The sequence below is a fragment of the Pseudomonas sp. SA195 genome (assembly GCF_054131565.1).
On sequence record NZ_CP096392.1, the window covers coordinates 2,406,244 to 2,420,458 of the forward strand.

8 protein-coding genes are annotated in these 14,215 nt (G+C 62.9%); 2 read left to right on the top strand and 6 right to left on the bottom strand.

Features of this window, described 5'->3' with window-relative positions; translation table 11 throughout:
- Nucleotides 1-163 precede the first annotated feature (163 nt).
- On the top strand, nt 164-1,156 hold the full coding sequence (locus tag M1D78_RS11105; RefSeq protein ID WP_437420344.1) for a TRAP transporter substrate-binding protein: 993 nt from the start codon (nt 164-166) through the stop codon (nt 1,154-1,156).
- 57 nt (nt 1,157-1,213) lie between these two features.
- On the opposite strand, the gene M1D78_RS11110 is transcribed toward M1D78_RS11105, so the two are convergent.
- The 4 genes from M1D78_RS11110 to M1D78_RS11125 all read right to left on the bottom strand — a co-directional run bounded on the left by M1D78_RS11110 (nt 1,214) and on the right by M1D78_RS11125 (nt 10,236).
- A complete protein-coding gene (locus M1D78_RS11110) occupies nt 1,214-2,680 on the bottom strand; it encodes an efflux transporter outer membrane subunit (protein ID WP_437419208.1) in 1,467 nt (488 codons plus the stop codon).
- Nucleotides 2,677-5,781 (bottom strand): efflux RND transporter permease subunit, encoded by a 3,105-nt coding sequence (locus tag M1D78_RS11115; RefSeq protein WP_437419207.1) that lies wholly within the window; start codon nt 5,779-5,781, stop codon nt 2,677-2,679. The genes M1D78_RS11110 and M1D78_RS11115 overlap by 4 nt, the downstream gene beginning before the upstream one ends.
- Before the next feature lie 109 nt (nt 5,782-5,890).
- The gene (locus tag M1D78_RS11120) at nt 5,891-8,971 is read right to left on the bottom strand and encodes an MdtB/MuxB family multidrug efflux RND transporter permease subunit (protein WP_437419206.1); all 3,081 of its coding nucleotides are present in this window, start codon (nt 8,969-8,971) and stop codon (nt 5,891-5,893) included.
- The gene (locus M1D78_RS11125) at nt 8,968-10,236 is read right to left on the bottom strand and encodes an MdtA/MuxA family multidrug efflux RND transporter periplasmic adaptor subunit (RefSeq protein WP_437419205.1); all 1,269 of its coding nucleotides are present in this window, start codon (nt 10,234-10,236) and stop codon (nt 8,968-8,970) included. The genes M1D78_RS11120 and M1D78_RS11125 overlap by 4 nt, the downstream gene beginning before the upstream one ends.
- Before the next feature lie 269 nt (nt 10,237-10,505).
- Here M1D78_RS11125 and M1D78_RS11130 point away from each other — a divergent pair, with 269 nt between their 5' ends.
- The gene (locus tag M1D78_RS11130) at nt 10,506-11,972 is read left to right on the top strand and encodes a lipid II flippase MurJ (protein WP_437419204.1); all 1,467 of its coding nucleotides are present in this window, start codon (nt 10,506-10,508) and stop codon (nt 11,970-11,972) included.
- Nucleotides 11,973-12,207: 235 nt separating this feature from the next.
- Here the strand turns inward: M1D78_RS11130 and M1D78_RS11135 are convergent, their stop codons facing one another.
- Entirely contained in the window at nt 12,208-13,383 is a 1,176-nt protein-coding gene (locus M1D78_RS11135) for an NAD(P)-dependent oxidoreductase (protein WP_437420343.1), read from the bottom strand.
- 295 nt (nt 13,384-13,678) lie between these two features.
- A complete protein-coding gene (gene tpx / locus M1D78_RS11140; RefSeq protein WP_437419203.1) occupies nt 13,679-14,179 on the bottom strand; it encodes a thiol peroxidase in 501 nt (166 codons plus the stop codon).
- Nucleotides 14,180-14,215 lie beyond the last annotated feature (36 nt).

The window sequence follows — 14,215 nt, forward strand, 5'->3', positions numbered from 1 at the left end:
CGACAACGAAAACTGTGATCTGTTCCCGCTCTCGCTCGCTGAATTGTGAATTTTGCGCGAAAGCGCTTTTTGTGGTGCGGCTTATTTGGCATAACGTCGCGGAAGCTCCTCACGCCCACTGCGGGTGTCATGCCAACCAACCAAGAACAAAGAGCCCTTCATGATCAAGCCGATCATCACCCTGGCCGGCCTTGTGCTGGCCCTCACCGCGACCGCGGTCGAAGCTGAACCCATCGTCATCAAGTTCTCCCACGTCGTTGCCGAAGGCACACCCAAAGGTCAGGGTGCGCTGCTGTTCAAGAAGCTCGTAGAAGAACGCCTACCAGGCCAGGTAACCGTAGAGGTCTATCCCAACTCCACGCTGTACGGCGATGCAAACGAGCTGGACGCACTGGCCAAGGATGAGGTCCAAATGCTGGCACCCTCTCTGGCCAAGTTCGAGCAGTACACCAAGCAACTGCAGGTCTTCGACCTGCCCTTCCTGTTCGACGACCTTGCTTCGGTCGATCGTTTCCAGAAGCGCGCCAAGGGGCGCCAGCTGTTGCTGTCGATGGAAAAGCAAGGCATTACCGGTCTGGCCTATTGGCACAACGGGATGAAGCAACTCTCGGCAACCAAGGCGTTGCGCATGCCCGACGATGCGAGTGGCCTCGCCTTCCGAATCCAGCCGTCGGGGGTATTGGAGTCGCAGTTCGCCCAGCTGGGTGCATCGACCAAGAAAATCGCGTTCGCCGAGACCTTCGCCGCGTTGCAGAACGGAACGGTGCAGGGTGCGGAAAATCCATGGTCGAACATTTACAGCAAGAACATGCATAGCGTTCAGCCATACATCACCGAAACGAACCATGGTGTGCTGGATTATATGCTGGTGAGCAACACCAAGTTCTGGTTCGCCATTCCGCATCAGATCCGGACCCAGCTCGAAGGCATCATCGAAGAAGTCACCTACCAGGTGAATCGTGCCGCCGAGGAAGCCAACCAGGCCGACCGCGAGCGCATTCGCAAGGCCGGCACCAGTGAAATCATCGAGTTGACTCCAGAGCAACGCGAAGCCTGGCGCGAAGCCATGCGACCCGTCTGGAAAGAATTCGAACCCGCAATCGGCGCCGACATCATCAAAGCGGCGCAGACGGTCAACCGCAAACAGCGTAACTGACCTTACCTCCAACAGCCGGCCCAGGGCGCTGCGTCTGGGTCGTTGCCTCCGTTGCGATCAGGGTATTGGCGGCTGTACTGCCGGGTCCTGCTCCAGCGCCGCCTCTTCCCATCCTCCACCTAGCGCAGCGATCAACTGAACGCTCGCAATCAGCCTGTCGCCTAGCAAGGTCAGGTTGGTGCGCTCGTTGTTCAACGCCGTGGTCTGCACGGTGACGACACTCAGGAAGTCCACCGTTCCAGCGCGGTATTGGTTTTCGATCAGGCGCAGCGACTCCTGAGCCGCTTCCAGCGCCTCCCGCTGGACGACAGCCTCGCGAGCGAGCACGCGCAGCTGGACCAGGGAATCCTCCACTTCACGGAAGCTGTCCAGTACGGTTTGCCGGTAGGTGGCGACGGTCTGGTCATAGGCCGCTTCGGCCTGCTCGAGGTCGGCTCGCCGGGCGCCAAAGTCCAGGAGCGTGACGGCCAGTTGCGGCCCAAGCGACCAATAGCGGTTCGGCAAGCTGATCAGGTTGCTAAAGCTGCTGTTGCGATAGCCGCCACTGGCGCTCAGGGTCAGGTCCGGATACCAGGCAGCTTCGGCTACACCGATCTGGGCATTGGCGGCGATCACGTCCCGCTCGGCTGCCGCTACATCAGGGCGCCGTTCGAGTAACTGCGACGGCAATATCACCGGCACGTCAGGCAACCGGGGAATGTCGGGCGTCACGGCGATCCCCAGTTCCGAGGGCGGAACCCCGACGAGCACGGCGATGGCGTGTTCCAGTTGCGCACGCTGCCACTCCAGATCGACCGCCTGGGCTTGAGTGCTGCGCAGCTGGGTCAGCGCCTGGCTGACATCGGACCGGGGCACGATGCCGGCGCGGTACTGGTTTTCGGTGAGCCGCAGCGAGCGCTCGAAGGCGGCGACGGTCTGATCGAGCAGCCGTTGCTGCTCGTCCAGAACGCGCAACTGCAGGTAGGTCTGGACCAGTTCGGACTGCAGGCTGAGGCGCACGGCGGCCAGGTCCGCAGCGCTCGCCTGCATGTTTGCGCGGTTGGCCTCGAGATTGCGGCGCAGGCGCCCCCAGATATCCAGCTCCCAGGACGCATCCAGGCCAGCGTCATAACTCTCGCTGATGCCGCTGCCCTGGGTCGTGGTCGAACTACTGCCCGCCCCGCTGCCTGCGCGGGTCGCGCCGACACCGGCGCCAACGGTTGGGAACAGTTGCGAGCGGGCGCCACGCACCAGGGCCCGCGCCTGCCGATATTGCGCTTCGGCGGCGGCCAGATTCTGGTTGGATAGATTCAATCGCTCCACTAACGCATCGAGCTGCGGGTCGCCGTAAAGCGTCCACCATTCGCCACGCGGCAGGACGTCGGCCGGCGTAGCGCGCTTCCAGCCTTCGGCCTGTTTGAATTCGGTCGCGACGGGCAGATCCGGGCGTTGGTAGTCGGGCCCCACGGTGCAGGCACCGAGGGATAGGCCCATGACCAGCACGGCCAGGGGACGCAGGGTTGGCTTGAAATGCGAAACGGTCATAGCGGGTTTTCCAGGGCGGCATCGGTGCGCACACCTCGCCAGCGGTTGAAACGGTGGCGCGCGCGGTCCAGGTACAGATAGACCACAGGCGTGGTGTAGAGCGTCAGGATTTGGCTGAGCACCAGGCCACCGATGATGGTCAGGCCCAGCGGCTGACGCATTTCGGCGCCTTCCGCACCGCCGAGCAGCAACGGTGTTGCGCCTAGGATTGCGGCCATGGTGGTCATCAGGATCGGGCGGAAGCGCAGCAGGCAGGAGCGACGGATCGACTCGGCTGGCGACAGGCCATCGTTGCGCTCGAATTGCAACGCAAGATCGATCATCAAGATGGCGTTCTTCTTCACCACCCCGATGAGCAGGAACAGGCCGAGCAGCGAGATGAGACTGAACTGCTCGCGCATCAGGATGATCGTCAGCAAGGCGCCAACGCCTGCCGAGGGCAAGGTCGAAAGGATGGTCAGCGGGTGGATATAGCTCTCGTAGAGGATGCCAAGCACGATGTACACCAGCAGCAGCGCGCCGAGGATCATCAGCGGTTGCCCTTCCTGCGTGCTCTGAAACGCGCTGCCGGTTCCTCCCAGCTTGCCCTGGACCTCGCTGGGCATGCCGATGGCCGCTACGGCCCGCTCGATCGCCAGCGTCGCCTGGTCGAGGCTGACACCCGGTGCCAGGTCGAAATCGATGTTTTCCGCGGCGAATTGCCCGTCATGGCTGACGGCGTCTTCCTCGAGGCTGCGCTCGTAGTGAGCGAACGCCGCGAGCGGCACCCGACGCCCATCGCTGGTGATGACCTGGACCTGTTCCAGCACTTCCGGATGCTGGGCGTAGGCGGGATCGACCTCCATCACAACCTGGTACTGGTTGAGCGTTTCGTAGATCGTCGAGATCTGCCGCTGGCTGAAGGCATTGTTGAGCAGCGTGGTCACGGTGCTCATGTCCACGCCCAGCCGCTTGGCCGCATCACGGTCGACCTTCAGGCTGATCTGCTGCGCACCTTCGCCTTCGTTGGCGTCGATGCTGGTCAACTCGGGTAACGCCATCAGGGCGCGCGTGACCTGCGGAACCCAAGTGCGCAAGTCCGCCAGGTCGCTGGCCAACAGCGTATAGGAATAGGACGAGCTACTTTGCCGCCCGCCGCCAAACTGCAGATCCTGGTCAGCCATGAGGAACATGCGCCCGCCGGGCACCTTGGGCTGGTTCTCGCGAATCCGCTCGATGACTTTCTGCGCCGAGATCTTGCGCTCGGCCAGTGGTTTGAGCCGCACGATCATGAAGGCGTTGTTGATGCCGCCCTGCCCGCCGATGAATCCGGCCACGCTTTCCACCGCAGGGTCGGCCAGAACCGCCTTGCGATAGGTCTCCATCTTCGGCTGCATGACCTGGAACGAGAGCCCGTCGTCGCCTCGGATGAAGCCGGTCAGCTGGCCGGTGTCCTGCTGAGGTAGGAAGGTCTTGGGCACCTCGATGTAGAGAAAGACGTTCAGGGCAATGGTCGCCAGCAGGCTGATCAGCGTGACGCGGCGATGACGCAGCGCCCAGCTCAGCGAGCGGTCGTAATGCCGCAGCAGCCACTGATGCGCATCGTGACTCCAGCGCTGCAAACGGCCGTCCCGCTCAGGCTCGTGCGGCTTCAACCAGCGTGCGCAAAGCATGGGCGTGAGCGTGAGCGAGACCAGCAGCGACACCAGAATCGCCGCCGCCAGGGTGATGGAGAATTCGCGGAACAGCCGCTCGACGATACCGCCCATGAACAGGATCGAGATGAACACCACCACCAACGACAGGTTCATCGACAGCAGCGTGAAACCCACTTCCCGCGTTCCGATGTAGGCGGCACGCATGGGTGGCACGCCTTCGTCGATGTGCCGCGCGATGTTTTCCAACACCACGATCGCATCGTCCACCACAAGCCCCGCCGCGAGGATCATCGCCATCAGCGACAGCACGTTGAGCGAGAAGCCGAACAGGTACATCACGGCGAAGGTGCCCACCAGCGACACCGGGACTGCCAGCGCCGGAATCAGCGCCGAGCGCAGCCGACCAAGGAACAGGAATACCAGCAGCACCACCAGGCCCACGGCAATCAGCAGGGTTCGCTCCGCCTCGTGCAAAGTGGCGCGGATCACCGGCGAGCGGTCCATTGCCACGTTCATCTTGACGCTGCCGGGCACGATGGCCTGAAGCGAGGGGAGTTCGTTGCGAATGCCTTCGATGGTTTCGATGATGTTCGCGCCGGCCTGCCGATTAATGACCAGCAGCACGGCCCGCTCATTGTTGAAAAAGCCGTCGTTATAGCGATCTTCGACGCCATCGGTGACCTTGGCCACATCTCGCAGGCGCAGGGCCGCGCCGTCCTGATAACGAATGATCAACGGCAGGTAGTCCGCCGCCTCGTGCAATTGGTCGCTGGCCTGGACCTGCCAGTGGCGATGGTCATCCTCGACCATCCCCTTGGGGCGGCGCACGTTGGCCGCGGCGATGGTCTGACGCACCTCGTCGAGCGCTACGCCGTACTGCTCAAGCTGCTGCGGCTGCAACTGGACCCGCACGGCAGGCAGCGAACTGCCGCCGACCTGCACCTCACCCACGCCCGGCACCTGCGAGAGCTTCTGCGCGAGGATGGTCGACCCGATGTCGTAGAGCTGGCCCTTGTCGAGCACGTCGGACGTCAGCGACAGCACCATGATCGGCGCCTGTGCCGGGTTGATCTTGCGGTAGGTCGGCATGCTGCGCATGCCGCTTGGCAGCAGGTTGCGCGCCGCGTTGATCGCCGCCTGCACATCCCGGGCAGCGCCATTGATGTCCCGCTCCAGATCGAACTGGATGATGATCCTTGTCGAGCCCTGACTGCTGCGACTGCTCATCTGGCTGACCCCAGCGATGCTGCCGAGCGAGCGCTCGAGCGGCGTCGCTACGCTTGACGCCATGATTTCCGGGCTTGCTCCCGGCAGGCTCGCCTGTACGGTGATCACTGGGAAATCCATGTTCGGCAGCGGCGACACCGGCAGCAAGCCGAAACTGACGCCACCCAACAAGAGGATGGCCAGGCTCAGCAACATGGTCGCCACCGGGCGGGCGATGAAGGGAGCGGACAGGTTCATCGCACTGACGCCGCTTGAAACGGATGGCCAATGGCTGGGCGAGCACAGCAAGGGCGCCGGAACTCAGCGCGCCATTCACCCGCCAGCCGCCGACGCGTTTTCGAAACGGTCATGCGCTGGCCTCCTGCTCCGCGCCGCCCTTGCGGGCAAACCGGTGCCCCAAGCGATCAAAGAACAGGTAGATCACGGGCGTAGTGAACAAGGTCAGCAACTGACTCAGCAGCAGCCCACCGACCAGCACCAGGCCCAGCGGCTGGCGCAGTTCGGCACCCGAGCCGGAAGCCAGCATCAGTGGGATGGCGCCAAAGAGCGCGGCCATGGTCGTCATCAGGATCGGACGGAAACGCAGCAGCGCCGCGCGGTAGATGGCATCCGCCGGGCTCATGCCTTGGTTGCGTTCGGCCTCCAGAGCGAAGTCGATCATCATGATCGCGTTCTTCTTGACGATGCCGATCAGCAAAATGATTCCGATGATCGCGATCAAGCCCAAGTCGTTGCCGGTCAGCAGTAGCGCCAATAGCGCGCCGACTGCCGCCGAAGGCAGCGTGGAAAGAATTGTGATTGGGTGGATGTAGCTCTCGTAGAGCACGCCGAGCACGATGTACATGGTCACCACCGCAGCCAAGATCAGCAGCAGCGTGCTCGACAATGACGCGCGGAACGCCTCGGCGGCGCCCTGGAAGCGGGTCTGAATACCGGCCGGCATGCCAATCTCCTGCTCGACGCGCTCGATCACCTCCACCGCGTGGCCCAGCGAGACGCCATCAGCCAGGTTGAACGACAGGGTCACCGCCGGGAACTGCCCGATGTGGTTGATCAGCAGCGGCGCGTTGCGTTGCTCCAGCGTCGCCAGGCTCGACAGCCGCACCGGTGTGCCACCCTCGCTCTGCACGAAGACCTGTTCGAGCGCCTTGGCGCCGAGCCGATTGCCCGCCTCAGCTTCCAGCACCACTCGGTACTGGCTGGCCTGGGTAAAAATGGTCGAGATCTGCCGCTGACCGAAGGCATCGTAGAGCGCATCGGTGATGGCCGACACCTCGATGCCCAACCGCGCGGCCGCGTCGCGGTCGATGTCGAGGTAAATCTGCAGGCCATCGCTTTGCAGGTCACTGGCGACATCGGTCAGCTCGGGCTGCGCGCGCAGGGCCTCGACCAGCCGTGGCGTCCACGTCTGCAGCAAGGTCATGTCGGGTGACTCCAGGCTGAACTGGAATTGCGTGCGGCTCACCCGGTCTTCGATCGAAAGATCCTGTACGGGCTGCATGTACAGTTCGATGCCGGGCAGCTTCGCCAGCGCGGGGCGCAGACGGTCGATCACCTGGTTCGCGGTAACGTCCCGCTCGGCGTGCGGTTTGAGGTTGATCAACAACCGACCACTGTTGAGCGTCACGTTGTCGCCGTCTACACCGATGTAGGACGACAGGCTTTCGACTGCGGGATCGGCGAGGATCACCTCAGCCAACGATTGCTGCCGCACACTCATCTCTCGGAAAGAGATCGACTGAGGCGCCTCGCTGATGCCCTGGATCGCGCCCGTGTCCTGAACCGGGAAGAAGCCCTTGGGCACGGCGAGGTACAACACGACGGTCAACGCCAGCGTGCCGACGGCGACGAGCAGGGTCAGCGTCTGGTGCGCCAGGACCCAGGTGAGCCAGCGTGAATAACCCCCGATCAGTCGCTCGACCCAGTCCGGGCCTTTGCCTTCGACCGAAACCGGTTTGAGTAATTTGGCGCACATCATCGGAGTTAGGGTCAGGGAGACGACGAGCGAAATGAGGATCGCGACGGCAAGGGTGATGGCGAATTCACGGAACAGGCGGCCGACCACGTCCTGCATGAAGAGCAGCGGGATGAGCACGGCGATCAGTGACAGGGTCAGCGAGACCAGGGTGAAGCCGATCTGCCTGGCCCCTTTGAGTGCGGCCTGAAGCGGTGTCTCGCCCTCCTCCACGTGTCGCGCGATGTTCTCAAGCATGACGATGGCGTCATCCACGACGAAACCGGTTGCGATGGTTAGCGCCATCAACGTCAGGTTGTTCAGCGAGAATCCGGCCAGGTACATGACTGCAAACGTGCCGACCAGCGACAGCGGTACCGCAATCGACGGAATGACCGTGGCAGAGAATTTCTTGAGAAACAGGAAGGTGACCAGGACGACCAGTACCGTGGCCAGCATGAGTTCATGCTGAACGTCGGTCACGGCGGCGCGAATGGTCTGGGTCCGGTCGGTGAGCACCACCACGTCCAGGCCTGCCGGCATGCTGGCCTGGACTTCAGGCAGCAGCGCCTGGATGCGCTCGACCACTTCGATTACGTTGGCGCCCGGCTGGCGCTGGATATTCAGCAGCACGGCCTGGCTCTGGTTGGCCCAGGCGGCGAGCCGTTCATTCTCCGCGCCGGCGCTGGTGCTGGCGACATCCTTCAGGCGCAAGGCCGCTCCGTCCTGATAGGCCAGGATGAGCTCGGCATACTCCTCGGGAGTCTTCAACTGGTCGTTGGCATCGAGCATCGAGACCCGTGTCGGGCCATCGAAATTCCCCTTGGGCTGGTTCACGTTGGAGCTTGTGACCAACGAGCGCACATCCGCCAGCGATAGCCCATAGGACGCGAGCGCCTCGGGGTTGACCTGGATGCGCACGGCTGGCCGCTGGCCCCCGGCGATGCTGACCATACCGACACCGCTGATCTGCGCGAGCTTCTGCGCCATGCGCGTGTCGACCAGGTCGTGCAGTTGCGGCAGTGCCAGGCTTTCGGATGTGACCGCCAGCGTCATGACCGGCGTATCGGCCGGGTTTACCTTGTTATAGACCGGGGGCGCCGGGAGGTCGCTGGGCAACAGGTTGTCTGCAGCATTGATGGCCGCCTGGACTTCCTGCTCGGCGACATCTAGCTCGACCTCCAGCGAGAAACGCAGGGTGATGACCGATGCGCCACCTGAGCTGGTCGATGACATCTGCGTCAGGCCCGGCATTTGGCCGAACTGGCGCTCGAGCGGTGCGGTCACGGCGCTGGTCATGACCTCTGGACTCGCGCCTGGATAGAGCGTCATGACCCGGATGGTCGGGTAGTCGACCTGGGGCAAGGCGGCGACGGGCAACAACCGGTAGGCGATCATCCCGGCCAGGAAGATCGCGATCATGGTCAGCGTCGTCGCGACCGGCCGCAGGATGAACAGCCGCGAGATATTCATCGCGTCGGGCGCCCCTGGCCTTGAGCCGGCCGTTGGTCTTGCTCACCGCCTTGAGTTTCGACCTTGGGGCTTTCAGCGGCTTGCCGCTCGAGCTGCTCACGGTCGACCACTTCGACCTCGGCGCCGTCGCGCAGGCGGTCGGTGCCTTCCATCACGACCCGCTCACCTGCCGCCAAACCCTGGGTGATGACGGTGCGTTCACCATCGCTGGGGCCGACCTCGACGACACGCAACTCGACCTTGGAATCGTCGCCTACGACGTAGGCGAAGTTGCCGCGTGAACCAAATTGCAAGGCGGCCGATGGGATCAGCACGGCGTTTTCGAGCCGCTCGACACGCAGCCGGATGTTGACGAACTGATTGGGAATCAGCAGTTCCGCCTCGTTATCGAAGCGTGCCTTGAGCTTGAGCGTACCGGTGGTCGCGTCGATCTGGTTGTCGAGGCTCTCCAGTACACCCTCGCCGAAGAGCACGCGCTCGCTTCGGTCCCAGGCCTGCACGGCCAGCGGGTCACCTCGACGGAAACGTGTCAGCACGGGGGTCAGCTCGCCTTCTGGCAAGGTGAAGGTAATCGCCATGGGTTGGGTCTGGGTAATCACCACGAGCGGTGTGGTGTCGTTGGCGCTGACCAAGTTGCCCTTGTCCAACTGGCGGAGGCCGGCACGGCCGTCAATGGGTGCGCGAATCTGGGTGAACGCTAGGTTCAGCTTGGCTTCATTGACCGCTGCCTGGTTGCTGGCGATGGTGCCCTGGTACTGACCGACCAGCGCCTGCTGGGTGTCGAGGGTCTGCTTGGCAATGCTGTCGTCGGCGAAGAGTCCGCGGTAGCGCTCCAGATCGACTTGGGCGTTCTTCAGCTGCGCCTGGTTTTGCCGCAACGTGCCTTCCGCCTGCTGCAGCGCGACTTCGTAGGGACGCGGGTCGATGACCGCCAGCAGGTCACCTTCCGAAACGCGCTGACCTTCTTCGAATTTCACCTCGACCAGCTCGCCGGCGACACGGCTGCGCACGTTTACCGTGTTCAGCGGCGTGACGGTGCCGAGCGCTTTTTCATACACCTCGAATGCACCCTCCTCCACGGTCGCGACGCGCACGGGCGTTGCCCCGCCAAACGCACCGAATCCGGGGCGACCACGCGGCCCCTGTTGTGGCTGCTCCGCAGCGCTGGGCCACAGCCACCAGACCAGAACGACGATCGCGATGAGCACCAGCCCTACGATCAACCAGCGCCGTACGGACGCAGAAGAAGTGCTTGCCTCTGACATGAATTCGGTTCGCCTGAAAAAGAGCGTGAACCATAAGCAGTGGCGCCCCGCTCGCAAAGGGGATTTACGGCATTTTTACGTATCGATGCGTGACAGATCGCTCTGGTCGGCGGCTCGACGCCTGGAACCATGTCCGGCGCGTCCAGTCTATGTATCGTTCTACCGCCGCGTCCGGCGGACAGAACTCACGGAACTGTCCCGGTGGCGCGTGTCTCCCCCGCGCCCCGCTTTACCAGGCCTCGAGCTCGCGGCCTGTACAGGATCAAGGAATGAATGCATCACTGGTCATCCTGGCGTTGACTGTCGCCAGCTTTCTGCTCGGTTTCCTGCGCGACCTGTTCATCGCCAAGGCCTTTGGCCTCAGCTGGGAAGCGGACCTGATCTTCGTCGCCCTCATCCTCCCATTGTTCTTCGAGAACTTTCTGGGCCTCGCCCTGCGCGACGCGATGATTCCCTACCTGCAGCGGTTGCGCAGCCAGTCCGAGGCCCTGTTCGAAACGGTTGCACGCTGGCTCTATTGGCGGGTGACGCTGATCGGCGTGGGCACAAGCGCCTTGGCCATTCTCGGCAGCTACTGGTTACTCACCGCCCTGGCCCCGGGATGGTCCGACAGCCAGGTTTCGGCCGGCCAGCTGGTGTTCTGCGTCGGCGCGTTGCTGGTTGCTGTCCAAGCGGTGCTCTATTGCCAAGGTGCGCTGTTGAACATGGACGACGTGTTCATCCTGCCGATGACCCGCACGGTGCTGCTCAACGCGGGCGCCATTATCGGCATCCTGCTGTTCGAACCGCGGGGCATGGTGATTTTCATCGGCATGCTGCTGCCGCAACTGGCGCTGATCCTGGTTCAGCACAAGCGCGTCCATTACCTGCGCGGCGGTACGAACGTCGAGACCCAAGGTCATGCGGGCAGCTTCGGGCTGGCTTTCGCGCCAGTTCTGGTGGCGGCGGGCGCTCAACAAGGGTGCATCCTGGCCGAGCGGATGTTTGCGTCATTCCTGGACGAAGGCAGTATCACGATGCTGTCGTTTGCGTTTCGCATCGTCACCATCCCACTGACGCTTTATGCGATGTCGGTGCTTTCGGTGTTGTTTCCCCGCTTCGTGTCCAGTTGGAACGATGGGAACCACGCCGAGCACGCGGCCCTGGTGCGTAAGGGCCTGCTCGCTACGCTGCTGTTCCTGGTTCCGGCCACTGTCGCGCTCTGCTCGTTCCCGGAAACGGTGGTTGCGGTCCTGCTGGAGCGCGGGCAGTTCGGTGCCAGCCAGACCGTTGCGACGGCCTCGCTCGTCGTGATCTACGCCATCGGCCTACCAGCGCAGGGGTTGGCGTTGCTCTGGGGCCGTGCGTTGCTGGCGCAGCACCAGGCGCGGCTGTTTCTGGTCATCACCTTGATCAGCTCGGCGCTTACCGTCGGCCTCGATGCGATTCTCTATCGCAGCCATGGTGCTGAGGGGCTGGCGTTCGCCTTCACCTGCGGTGCGCTGATTCAAGCTACCTTCATGGGGCTTTATGTGCGCCGCGCATCGCCTCGCGGGATCGCAGCGAGCCTGCTGCTGCGCTGGATTGCGACCGCAGCGGCAGTGTTCGCAGCCTTGCACTGGGCACCGACCCCGCACGGTCTGCTTCAGCTTTGCCTGTATATCGGGCTGGTCCTGGCTGCGTTCGCAGCCGGCGTGCTGCTGCTCGGTGAGCGTGACCTGTTCAAGCCGAGCTATTGGTCGATGAAGCGCGCCTGAACCGGGCATCGCCGCACGACCTCAAGGCTTGCCGCCGTTATGCGGTGAGCATGGATGGGGCTTCGACATCTCTGCGCTGACTGGACGGCGCCGTTTCGGCGGAAACGGGCTCTGCCTGCGAGCTCAGTCAGCCCACGTAGCTAAGCCTGACCCGCGGGCGTCGTCGCTCCTCACCCGGTGCCGGACTGTGCTCGTCACCGGTCATCTCGACTAACCTGCCGTTCTGTGCTCGAGCTCAGCTTCCCAGTGCAAGCATGCCAACCGATACCCCGCCAACCCCGTCTGCAGCAACAGGCGCCGCCTTGCGGGCTTCGCGTTGCGCCAGGACGATGTCCAACGCGCGGCTCGGCAGGATGTCGACATCCTCGAAGGTGATCAGCTGGCCCGGCTCGACGGCACGCTTGAGCGCCGTCTTGCGAAGCAGGCCAATGGGGACATGATCCGGTTCGTCATCGAGCCTGACGGCCTCGCCCCGGAACTGAAACCCGCCTATGCCACGCTCGATCAACTCGCCCGGGCGCATTGCACGCTTGGCAATGGCCGCGACGCCAAGGGTCGGGCTCGTCGAGTTGTTCAACAGCACACCGCCGCCGTTGAGTACCCTTCGTACGGTCTTGCCGACCTCAAGGGAACACAGGTGGAACGGCCGGACCAGCGTATAGAACGGGCCTGGCCCCAGCTTGAAGTACTCAAGCGCTGCCTGCTGCTCATCGTCATGCCGGCAGACGAGAAACACGCCGCCGGCAGGGTATCCCGCCGGGATGACGTAATCGACGAACGGCTGGCCGATACGTTCGGACATCAATCCGAGCAGGTTGCCCGTCTCGGTCAGGTTGGTTGAGGCCAAGCCTTCGAGTCCTTGACGGGTGATCGTCGCGCCGAGGCCATTGCCGACGATCACTTGCTCTATCTGCACCTTGGTGCCATCGGTGAAGGACGTCGTCTGGTCGACGCTGATGCCCTGCCGCTTGGCCCAGTAGGCCATGTCCTCGGGAGACGGATTGTGGTTCAGGTAGCCCTTCATGTTGCCGTATACGAGGGGCGTGAAGCCCATCATCAAGGCCTCCTCGTGCAACGCTGCCAACGAGCCCGGCTGGTCGCCCTCGGCCTCGGTCAGTAACCCTTTGCCAGCGAGATAGGAACCCGTGGTGACTTGTAGCTCTGCGTTGACCGTGACCACGGGCAGCCCCGCCTCGAATGCGCGCTCGATGACCTCGGTACCGTGAAAAACGTCACCGCTGCATTCGACGATCAGGTCGGCGCCGGCCATCAACTGGTCGACAGATTGGGTCAGGCGGTCAGAAAGGGGGAAGTCAGCCAATGAATGGAGTGGCCGACGGGTCAGAACGTGGGAGATCTCCAGATCCTGATAATGCTGCTTGATCAACCGGATGAAGCAGTGAGCAATCATGCCCGTGCCGGATACACCGATCTTCTTGGTATTGGAGTTATACATAGCGAATCCATTCAAAGGGCAACGAAGGCTAGGACCGCAGCGAAACCGAAAGATTGTGGCGGCAGCGATAAAACTGGCCTATCGCCATAAGACTGGTGCATCTCGCCATGCCCAAGCCACTTAAAACCTAAGGGCTGGTGGGGGATCGGGCCAATTGGGATTGCCTAGCGAGACGGCAAGACAGGCAGGATTTATGCCGTCAAAAAACCAGTCGGAGGGAACAGCGTTGCACTGTTCCCCTATTCCGACGTTACTTCAAAGCAGCCAGAGCCGCGGCGTAGTCGGGCTCCGTGCCGATTTCTGCGACCCGCTCACTGTGCAGGACCTGATCGTTCTCATCCAGAACCACGACAGCACGAGCCGATACACCCGCGAGCGGTCCGCTTGCGATCAGCACGCCGTAGTCCTCGAGAAATTCACGGCCGCGCATCGTCGAGAGGTTGACCACGTTCTCCAGCCCTTCCGCGCCGCAGAAGCGCTTCTGCGCAAACGGAAGGTCCGCCGAGATGCACAGCACCACCGTATTGGCCAGGTCATTGGCCTGGGCGTTGAATTTGCGGACCGACGTCGCACACGTCGGGGTATCGATGCTGGGGAAAATATTCAGCACCTTGCGCTTGCCGGCAAAGGCATCGAGGCCCACGTCGGCCAAGTCGCCGTTGACCAGGCTGAATGGCTTGGCCTTGTCGCCCTGAGCGGGAAAGGTACCGGCAACCTTGATTGGGTTGCCTCGCAGCGTGACATCAGTCATGTGGACTCCTAGTGGTCGTGGCCACGAGAGCGTCTC